Consider the following 10,406-nt stretch of genomic DNA (forward strand, 5'->3'; position numbering starts at 1 on the left):
ATTCTTATACTTAAATTGTATTTGAGTATATAAAGTTTTTTTGTTACTTTTTAGTAACTAAGCTTTATTTTCTTTTATTCTTATATTCAAATTCTTATTTCTTGTTATTGGTTTGTGTGATGATTTGTTTTTAATTTTAAATCTTTTTGTTAGTTTTAATGGTATTTAAATAAAAAAGAGAGGGTTATTTTAAATAATAATAAAAAAGTTTTTTTTAATGTTAAAATAGGTAAAATAATTAGTAAAATAATTAGTAAAATAAATAGTAAAATTGTTTTTTTTTAAAGTTAAAAGAGTAAAATAATAGTAAAATAAGTAATAAAATATTTTTTTAACGTTAAAAAGAGTAAAAAAATAGTAAAATAGTTTTTTAAAAGTAAAAAGAGAAAATAAATTAATTTATTAATTAATTAATAAAAATAAAAAAAGAAAGTAAGTTATTGATTAATTGGACTTACTTTAATTAAAGATTCGATTGGGACTTCTTCCACTTCTGAAAGTCCTGATTTGTCGATTAAAACAGTGACTGCAATTGGTTGTCCGCCATGATCTTTTACTGTTTTAATAACTTCCTTAATGGTGTTTCCACTTGTAGTTACGTCGTCAACAATAACAACTTTTTTTCCTTCAACGGTTCCGAAGTTATTACTAATAGCTCCTTCACCATCATTGTTGCTATTGGTTCTGTGTTTATTTGGGTGGAAAACTGCTAAACAGGTAGTTGTTCCAGTTATTTCTTCAATAACATCAGACATTAAGGTTGCAAATGGAATTCCGCTTGCTGCAACTCCGATTACTACATCGATATCTCCATGTTTTAATGCAATATCACTTAATGCAGCTGAAATGTATCTAAGTCTTGTAGCGCTTCCGCCTAAACTATTCCAGTTAATTGCAATATCTACCGGAGCTTCAGTTTTTTCAGGTTTATCTTCACTTTTTTGTAAAGTTAACCATTGTGCAGTATCCATTGAAACATTAAGCTCATCTGCAATTTCGCCAGTGGTAAAACCATGGCTTCTAAGTTCTTGAGCTCTTTTAATAAGTTTTTGATTCATTTGTATTCCTCACTAATGGATTAAATTCTTTAGAATAATTTTGTTGAATTTTGAGTGTAGTTTAGTTTTCATTTAAATAAATAAATAAATAAATAAATAAATTTTGAGTGTAGTTAAGTTTTAATTAAATAAATTAGTATCTTTTAAGTTTTATTTTTAATATTTTGTCTATTTTTATTTAAAATTAATTGGACTGTGTTCTTTAGAAGATTTATTTGCTGCAAGTACCATTTTAAGTGCTTTAAGACCATCCTCTCCAGTGATTTCCACTTCTTCATCTGTAGCTATTCTGCATAGGAATGAGTTTAACTCTTCGCTTAATGGTTCTACAGGTTTGATTTGAATGTCTTGAGCAAATTTACCGTAAACCTCAATGCTTTGGTCAATATAGTCAACGGTAATTATTCCATCAGTTCCAGTAATTTCAATTTGTCTTCGTTTGTATGGAGTTAACCAGTTTACTTCCAATATGCCTGTAATGTCTTCATCGAAGCTAATCATAATCTCTGCATGGTCTTCAAAGTCAGATTGATCTAAAATACTGCTCATTGTTGCATAGATTTGTTTTACAGGTGATTCGATTAAGAAATTCATAACATCTAAATCGTGAATTGCTAAATCAATAGCTACTCCCACATCTTTTATTCTAGGTGGGAATGGACCTACTCTTTTAGCGGAAATGGTTACCAAATCACCGATAACTTCATTTTCAATTAATTCCTTTGCCTTTTGTACAGCAGGATTAAACCTTTCAACATGTCCTGTTGCAAGTTTTACACCTGCATCTGCAGCTGCCTTGATCATTTCTTCAGCTTCTTCTGCTGTAAAGGCAATTGGTTTTTCCACTAAAACATGTTTTCCATATTTTATTGCTTGCATTACAACTTCGTGGTGGAAAGTTGTAGGAACACAAACACTTACTGCTTCAATTTCAGGATCCTTTAATAAGTCTTCGATTTCTGAGTATCCTTTGGTTTTATATTTTTTACATACCTTCTCCAAGGTTGGTTCGACCACATCAGCCACTGCTACGAGATTGGCATTTTCTAATTTTGAGTATACACGGGCATGATTATATCCCATTGCACCTACACCTATAACTCCAACATTTATGGTTCTCAAAGATATTCCTCCATCTATTCACATATATCTTTGTGTTTTATAATTTATAAATATTATTAAATTTAATATTTTTCATATAAATTTTTTTATAATTGTTTAATTTATTATTGTTTAAAATCATTTATTTTGCTGTTTGATTGATATAATTCTTTATTTTTTTAAAAATTTTATTTATTATTTTTTATTTTAAATTTAAAATTTTTAGATTAATTTTATTTTTTCAGCTTAATTTTTTTACATGTAAATTTTTGAATTTTCATGAAAATGTTATTATCAAATAGTTGTCATGAATTTTTTTAAATTCTAATTTTTAAAATGATAATGTCATAAGTAGTTACAAATTAAATTTTTTGATTATTTTTTTTAAAAAAATTCTTAAAATTTTCAGTGATGTTAATATCATTTTTTAAAATTGAGTCATATTTTTTTATGGAATTGAATTTTTTAATTTTGAATTTAAAAGAGGATTATTTTTGAAAAAAATATGATTTTTTTTTAAAAAAATAATGGCGGGTTTTTAAAAATAAGTTTGATTTTAGTTGAAAAGTTAGTAAAATTTAATTAAATTATTTAAGATTAGTTAAAAAATTAAGATTATTTAAAAATTAAAATTATTTAAGATTATTTAAAAATTAATGTTATTTAAAAATTAAATTAAATAAATTCAAGCATTTCCTTACCAATCTTAACTCCCATTTGTTTAGCTTCTCTAACACTTCCAGAGATTTTGTTTTGGTATAGGATTTCTCCTTCCTTAGTTAGAAGAATGGAGTTTAATTCGAATTTATTATTGTTTATTCTTGCAAGGGCTCCAATAGGCCATTGGCATCCCACTCCTATTTCCTCAAGGATTGTTTTTTCTGCCAAAACTTCCTGGAATGAGAAATAATGGTTTAGTTTTTGCAGGGTTTCTTTAACTTCGCTATCATGTCTTGCAATAACTGCCAAAGCCCCTTGGCCTGCTGCAGGCATTATATAATCTGTTGGGAATCTAGTTTTTATATGATTTTCTAAGCCTAATCTTTTTAAACCTGCCTCTGCAATTAAGGTAGCGTCCAATTCTCCGCCAGTTACCTTATTTATTCTGGTTTCAATATTTCCTCTGATAGGCTTTAACTGAAATTCCTTTTCGTGAAGTTTACAGAATGCTTCCCTTCTTAAACTACTTGTTCCGAGAGTGTTTTCACTGTCAAGTTCATTCCAATCATATTTTGAAACTAAAACCTCATTAGGACTTTCCCTTACAGGAACTGCAACTATTTCAAGGTCTTCATCCAAGTCTGTAGGAACATCCTTAAGACTGTGGACTGCAAAATCAACTTCCTCTTCAAGAACTGATCTGTCCAGTTCTCTTGTAAAGAGTCCTTTTGAATCCATATTGTATAATTGTGAATTTGTAATTTTGTCTCCTTTAGTCTTTATGATGTTTTTTTCCACTTCTTCGCCAGTTATATTGTATAAACAGCTTCTAATGTAATCTGTTTGTACAAGTGCAAGTTTACTTCCTCTAGTTCCAACAATCATTTAATCAGCCTTAGCATTAAATTTTTTATTTGAATTAATTTTTATACATTTTTATATTGTTAATTATTATTAATAAATTTTAAATTATTTCTAAATTTTCTTCAATTTGATTTTTTTTAAGTAATTTTTTTCTTTTTTTAAATTTTTTCTAATTTTTCTTTAATTTGATTTTTTTTTAAGTAATTTTTTTCTTTTTTTAATTTTTCTCAGAATTTTGTCATTAACGTTTTTCAACTTGGGAATAATTGGACCTATAAATGAATAGAATGTTTTTATTTTCTTCTATTGCCTTTTCTTCAGCTATTTTATAGTCTTCAAAATAGTCTATTCTTGAATTGCTTTTGTCAAGTTTTTCCAATTTTTCCTTTAGGCTTTTTCCAAGTTCGTCAGTTAAAATCAGTTTTGTATTTGGATTAGTTCTTATGTATTGGTTTAGATAATTTGATAATTTTTCCTCATCAATCTCTTCACAGGTTACTCCATATTTTCCCCCAATGAGGATATGATAATTTTCAATGTCTTTTATCATATTTATTGAGCTTTCAATTGCCTTGGTGTTTATTCCAGGGTTTATCTCTTCAATAATTCTTGAATTTTTGACTTTTCTTCTTGAACTTCTTCCATCAATTCCCTTAAAGTTCAATAAACCTTTTTGAATGATTTCTTTATCAATATTCAATGCCAATGCAGTTGTAATGGCTGCTAAAATATTCAATACATGGTGCTGTCCAGGAGCAAAGCTTTCAATTTTCATTTCTCCAGAGATGTTTTCACCGGAAATTGTTTTTATATTTTCATAAATGATTTTAATTTCAGTTTTGTCAATGTCATAATCTATTTGGCTTGTTCTGAGATTTGCAGAGCTGTTGGAAATTGAAAAACTGTTTATTTTTTCTTTGTTTTCTTCATATTCCTCTTTATAGAACTCATTTAGGGTTTCATATTCTATTGTAATTAGTGGAGCATCAAATACCTGTTTTTTAGCTTCCCTTGCATCGGAACTTCCTTTAGCTATTGAATAGTTTTCAGCAAGGTTTGTCAATATTCCAATGTCTCCAAGTCCACAGATTCCTAATGAGTTTTCAAAAATACCTATATCATAATTTAGCTTTGAATATGGATTATTGTTCAATTCTTCCTGCATTTTATTTTCCTGTTTTAACTCCTCTACAGTTTTGCTTGTGCATTTTGGATATGTGCTGCACTTTGGATTGGCTATCTTTCTGGCAAGCTCTACAGTGTTTATGATATTTGCAGGAGTTATGCTGATGTTTTTCTGTAAAATAATGTCTTTATGGTTTTTATGTTCATTATCATTTTTAAATAAATGAGCTCCTAAACTGGATAGGATTAATGTGTCTTTATTGTTTTGTTGGAATATTTCATTTAAAATAAATGCAGTACTTGTTTTTCCCTTAACTCCAGTCAATTCGATTAGATTAATATTTTGCCTTTTGCATTCATTTTTCCAGTTTTTTAGGATAAGTGCTGTTGCCTTGTGGTGATTGATGATTTTGTAGTAATTTTTTATATTATTGTCTTTTAATGGTGCATTGGTGTCTTTGCTTTCTGAAGCTTCTAAAAGAGCCTTTACTTCTTCACTTTCGGAAATCTCATTTAAGAGTTCATTGAGGTTTAATGATGAATGAATTGGATTTATAATCAAATCCTTTTCCTGATCATGATTGTTTGATTCATTTTTCTGCTTTTCATTGATTTTGGAAATTGTATTGATCTTTAAAATCTCTTTAAACTCATTTAAATCTTTAATTATTCTAAGATTATATGTTTTTAAAAAACCTTCATCCATTGCATTTAATGTATTGTACAAGTCATATGCATAAACTTCATCGTAGTTTTTAGTTTTTGCAAGTTCAGATGAGATTTTTACTCCGCCATGAGTTAAATCAACTAGAAATGCGTTCATTATTTCACATCAAATATATTTTAAGAGTTATATTTTTTTCTTTTATTGGATCTTTTTAAGAATTAAAATCTGGTTCTACTTTAAAAAATTTTTCAGGGGATTATAATACCCTGTTAATAGTATTTAATCCGCCTTCATTTAATTTGTCTTTTACTTTTTTATAGAAGTACTTATTATTAATTCTAACGAAGTAAACGTCTTTTTCAGATTTCTTAATTACAAGCTCTTCCATATAATTTACTTCTTTTTGTATTTGTCCGTCCATTACGAATATTGCCTTTTTGCCTTGTTTTAGGAGTTTGATTCTAATTTCACTTGTGTCTGATACAACAAATGGTCTTACTCCCAATTTATATGGACAGATAGGTATGATAATAAATGCTCCAACTTTAGGATCTACAATAGGTCCTCCTGCAGACATTGAATAAGCTGTTGAACCGCTTGGGGTTGAAATAATCAATCCGTCAGCTCTTAATTCCTCAACAACTTCTCCGTCTACTGAAACCTCATAATGTAACATTTTAGCAGGTCTTGCAGTCATTATTACAACTTCATTTAATGCACGGAAAATTTGGTTTTCATGTGAAATGATGATTTGAGTTCTTTTCTCCTTTGACCATTCCCCATCCAATATTGCATCCAATGCCTGGAATGTGTTTTTAACCTCAATTTCAGTTAAAAATCCTACAGTTCCCATATTGATTCCAAAAATAGGGATTTCCTTGGTCAATTGGTTCTGTGTTCTTAAGAGGGTTCCGTCCCCACCAAGAATGATTGCCATGTCAGTTTTCAATTCCTTAAGTTCCTGGGAATATTTATTGAATTTATAATCGAAGTTTAAACTTTCAATATGTTTTGCAATTTCAGGGGTTTCATTCATAGTTTTAGCAATGATCTTGTGAAGGTCTTTTTTATTTTTAATTTCATCTAACTTATTAGCCAATGAAGACTCCAACACTGTTCTTATTCCCTTTTCCATTAATGTTTCAAAGATTTTTAAGGAGAATAAGATTGATTTGTATTCATCCACTCTACTGACAATTGCAACACTTTTGATTTTCCCTAATTCGTCATTATTGATGATTTTAATTATTTGGTTGTGCAAGTCATCATTTCCTGCACTTACAACAACTGCCTTTTCATAAATGCTTAATTTATTGTCCAGTTTTTCTCCATACTTGTTTGTTACAATAGCTCCCGCTTCCTCTACAATGAGTTTTGAAGCTGCAATGTCTATTATTCTACTTCCTCTTAAGTCAAGGAATGCATCATATTTACCATTTGCAACATAAGCAAGTTCCAATACTACAGAACCTAAAACTCTCATTCTTCTTGCTGTATCAACCAATTTGGAAACTGACAATGTTTTACTTTTTGTAAATCCTCCCAAACTTATTTTGCTAAGGTCTGTTTCATCACTTGGTTTTAATGGTTTGCCGTTTTCTGTTGCTCCCTTTCCTTTAACCGCTTCATAGAAGTTTCCGTTTGCATAATTTTTAACGAATCCGAGTTCTACGTCTTCAAGGGTTGCTTCTCTTCCTTCCGGAACATTAGCTACTGCTATTGACATACCGTATGCAGGAATGTTCTTTACAGCATTGCTTGTTCCGTCAAGGGGATCGATTAAAAAGATGTAGCGAGGTTTTTCCTGTTTCATTTCCTCCCTGTTTTTAGGAACATTGTTTAGCAATTCTTCACTAAGGTTAACCGCTTGCTGTTTTCCCTTACCTAATTTCAATTCTCCAATTTCTTCACTGATTAGGTAAGATTCAAATTCCGCATCTTTTAAAAGCTTGATTACTTCATCTTCTGCTATAATATCAATATAAGAGGTAGGTGTGCCATCTGCACCTATTTTTACAAATTCGCCCGCTTTTGGATTTCCAACTTGTCCTTCAAGAAGTTTTTCTACTTTTTCAAATACTGTTGTAGCTATATTTTTACAAATATTTATGTCGTCTTGATTCATTTCAACCCCTCTTATCTTTTATTTTAATAATTAAGAATTTTTATTATTTGATTCTTTATTCTAGAATTTCATCATTAATGTAAATAACTGCTGCAATTGCTGAACCAATCTCTTCAACCTTATGATGAGCCTCTTCAACAATTAATTCATTAATCTTTACATTTCTTTTTTCCATCATGTATTTGACCATTTTTATTGCCTTTTCCTTGATTTCTTCTGGATTCTTGTTTATGCCTGCCTCTTCAACAACACATCCTAATTCATCACCGATAGCCACTGCTACACAAGCCACCAATTCATCAGACTTGGTTTTTGATGTAATGCTTGATAGGACACAATTTACCATTGAGCCTGCTTTCAATTTAGGCAATTTTTCAATCTTTGTGTTTGCTTCAAGCATACTTGAAACTTTAATTAGATTTACATCACCAATTTCCGCTTCATATAAAGCATTATCAAAAGCATTTAATTCTGTTGGGCCTTCTGCATTTCCTGAAACAATAGCTATTCTCATTTTATCACAATTATTAATTTTATAAAAAATCATTAGTTTAAATTTCAATTAGTCAATAATAAATTGAATAAATGAATTGATTTATTTAAAAATTATGAATTTTTTAATTTTAATTGAATTAATTTTAGTTTTTTAAGTTTCTTTTTTTTAATTAATTCATTTTTTTTTTAAAAATTTATTTTAAAATTTACTTATATTTTATTTTATAATTTATGATATATTAATTTATAAATTATTTTTAGGGTTTGCCTTAATTGAATTATTATTTTTTCATTTCTGATTTTCTAAGCTTTTTTATTTTTATCTTCTTTTTGCTTGATTTTTAGATTTTTATAAGAAAGTTTTAAATAATAAATAAAAAATATATAATTATAATCTATATATTAGATTAGTTTAACTCATTTAGAAATTAAATCTTAAGATATGGGATTGTTTTAAATCATACTTTATAAAAATTCTTTATTTTATTATTGCTTAAATAAATCCTTATTTTAATTTTTAAGCTTTAATAAGTCTTAAGTAATTATTATATTTATTGTGAGGTTATTTTAATGTCAACTAAAGTTGTAGAACTTAAAACCGTAAAAGTCGGAAAATATATTGTATTAGATGGTGAAGCTTCTAAAGTAACTAGCTTAACTACTTCTTCTCCTGGTAAACATGGAGCTGCAAAAGCAAGATTAGAAGCTGTTGGTATTTTTGATGGTCAAAAAAGAAGTTTAGTAAAACCTGTAGATACTAAAGTTGAAGTACCTATTCTTGATAAAAGAATCGGTCAAATTTTAGCTATTATGGGTGACCAAGTTCAAATTATGGACTTAGAAAGTTATGAAACCTTTGAATTGCCTATACCTGCTGAATTCGATGAAGAAATTAGAAATGCTGTAGGTACTGACTTAGGTGTAGAATATATCATAGCTTTAGGTAATATGAAAATTATGAGAACTAAAAAAGTATAATTTTTTAGTTTTTTTATTTTTTTCTTGTGGTTTTATACCACTTTCAATCTTTTTTCAAATCAAATCAAATCTTAAATCAAATCAAATCAAACTTTTTTTATTTTCTTTTTTTACTGTTTTTAATTAATTACTTGATTAACTAGTTTTATAATTAATCAATTAATTAATTGAATACTTGATGTTTACTATTATTGTTTTCAGTGATTCTAATGTTGTTTAATACTTTTGAACCAGGAAAATTTGCTTTTTCAAGTTCCTCTATTGATTTATATAACTTGGATGAGGAATTTAATTTAAATGATTTTATAAAATCCAAGAAATGGGGAATTATCGGTGTTCCATTTGACAGCACCTGTTCCTATCATCATGGTTCAAGATATGCTCCTACAATCATCAGAGAAGCTTCCTTTGGTTTTGAGCAGTTCAATTCAAGATATGACAAGTCCTTGGATGGGGAATTCTATGATTGCGGAGACTTGAATGTCATTCATGGGAATTGCAGCAAAACCTCTGAAAGTCTAGAGATGGGGGTTAATGATTTAATAAAATCCAATATTAAACCTATTCTTATTGGTGGAGAGCACAGCATTAGCATAGGATCACTTAAGGCATTGGCTAATCTTGAAGATAAAAAAGACCTTTCAGACATTACAGTCATTCATTTGGATGCTCATAGAGACATTATTGATGATTATATTGGGGAAAAGGATTCCCATGCAACAATCATGAGAAGAGTCTATGATTTAAATCCTAAGGAATTGATTCAGATTGGTATTCGTTCATTTTCCAAGGAAGAAAAGGATTTTGTAGAAAATAAGGATAATATTGTCAGTTTTTTAGCAAAAGATATTAAGAATGATTATAATCATTTAAATGAGGAAATCAATACTTTTGAGGGCATGTTAAATAAATTGGCTTCAATTGAAGGAAAAATTTATATTTCAATTGATATGGACGTTATGGATCCTTCCGTTGCTCCTTCTGTTGGAAATCCGACTCCGGGTGGTTTATCACCTGCAGACATTGAAAATATTTTTGAAGTTTTATCCCTTAATGAAGAGATAGATATTTTAGGCTTTGACCTTGTGGAAGTGGCTACAGATCGATTAGGAGATATAACTGCAGTTTTAGCCAGTAAAATCATTTATGACTTTTTGACTTTATTTGCTTAGATTGCTATTTTTTATCTATTTTTTATTTTTAACTTATTTTATTTAATTTTAAAATCATTTTTTTATTTTTAACTTATTTTATTTAATTTTAAAATTATTTTTTTATTTTTTAACTTATTTTATTTAATTTTAAAATCATTTTTTTATTTTTAACTTATTTT

8 protein-coding genes are annotated in these 10,406 nt (G+C 28.3%); 2 read left to right on the forward strand and 6 right to left on the reverse strand.

Annotated elements, in window-relative coordinates:
• Positions 1–437: 437 nt before the first annotated feature.
• From Q0138_RS06805 to Q0138_RS06830, 6 genes are all read right to left on the reverse strand, one after another.
• Entirely contained in the window at positions 438–1,058 is a 621-nt protein-coding gene (locus Q0138_RS06805; protein WP_297982444.1) for an orotate phosphoribosyltransferase-like protein, read from the reverse strand.
• 174 nt (positions 1,059–1,232) lie between these two features.
• Positions 1,233–2,180 carry a Gfo/Idh/MocA family protein gene (locus Q0138_RS06810; RefSeq protein ID WP_297982447.1) on the reverse strand — a complete coding sequence of 316 codons (948 nt, stop codon included), beginning with the start codon at positions 2,178–2,180 and terminating at the stop codon, positions 1,233–1,235.
• A gap of 654 nt (positions 2,181–2,834) precedes the next feature.
• Positions 2,835–3,704: a hydroxymethylbilane synthase gene (gene hemC, locus Q0138_RS06815; protein WP_297982449.1), complete on the reverse strand. Its 870-nt coding sequence runs from the start codon at positions 3,702–3,704 to the stop codon at positions 2,835–2,837.
• Positions 3,705–3,924: 220 nt separating this feature from the next.
• On the reverse strand, positions 3,925–5,631 hold the full coding sequence (gene cfbE / locus Q0138_RS06820; RefSeq protein WP_297982452.1) for a coenzyme F430 synthase: 1,707 nt from the start codon (positions 5,629–5,631) through the stop codon (positions 3,925–3,927).
• 100 nt (positions 5,632–5,731) lie between these two features.
• A complete protein-coding gene (locus tag Q0138_RS06825; RefSeq protein WP_297982454.1) occupies positions 5,732–7,600 on the reverse strand; it encodes a bifunctional NADP phosphatase/NAD kinase in 1,869 nt (622 codons plus the stop codon).
• Positions 7,601–7,655: 55 nt separating this feature from the next.
• Positions 7,656–8,114: a pyruvoyl-dependent arginine decarboxylase gene (locus Q0138_RS06830; protein ID WP_297982458.1), complete on the reverse strand. Its 459-nt coding sequence runs from the start codon at positions 8,112–8,114 to the stop codon at positions 7,656–7,658.
• A gap of 551 nt (positions 8,115–8,665) precedes the next feature.
• Here Q0138_RS06830 and Q0138_RS06835 point away from each other — a divergent pair.
• Positions 8,666–9,073, forward strand: a complete 408-nt coding sequence (locus Q0138_RS06835) for a translation initiation factor IF-5A (RefSeq protein WP_297982462.1) — start codon at positions 8,666–8,668, stop codon at positions 9,071–9,073.
• A 209-nt stretch (positions 9,074–9,282) separates the two neighbouring features.
• Positions 9,283–10,245, forward strand: a complete 963-nt coding sequence (gene speB, locus Q0138_RS06840; RefSeq protein ID WP_297982464.1) for an agmatinase — start codon at positions 9,283–9,285, stop codon at positions 10,243–10,245.
• Positions 10,246–10,406 lie beyond the last annotated feature (161 nt).

The organism is uncultured Methanobrevibacter sp., from assembly GCF_937906425.1.
GTDB lineage: Archaea > Methanobacteriota > Methanobacteria > Methanobacteriales > Methanobacteriaceae > Methanobrevibacter.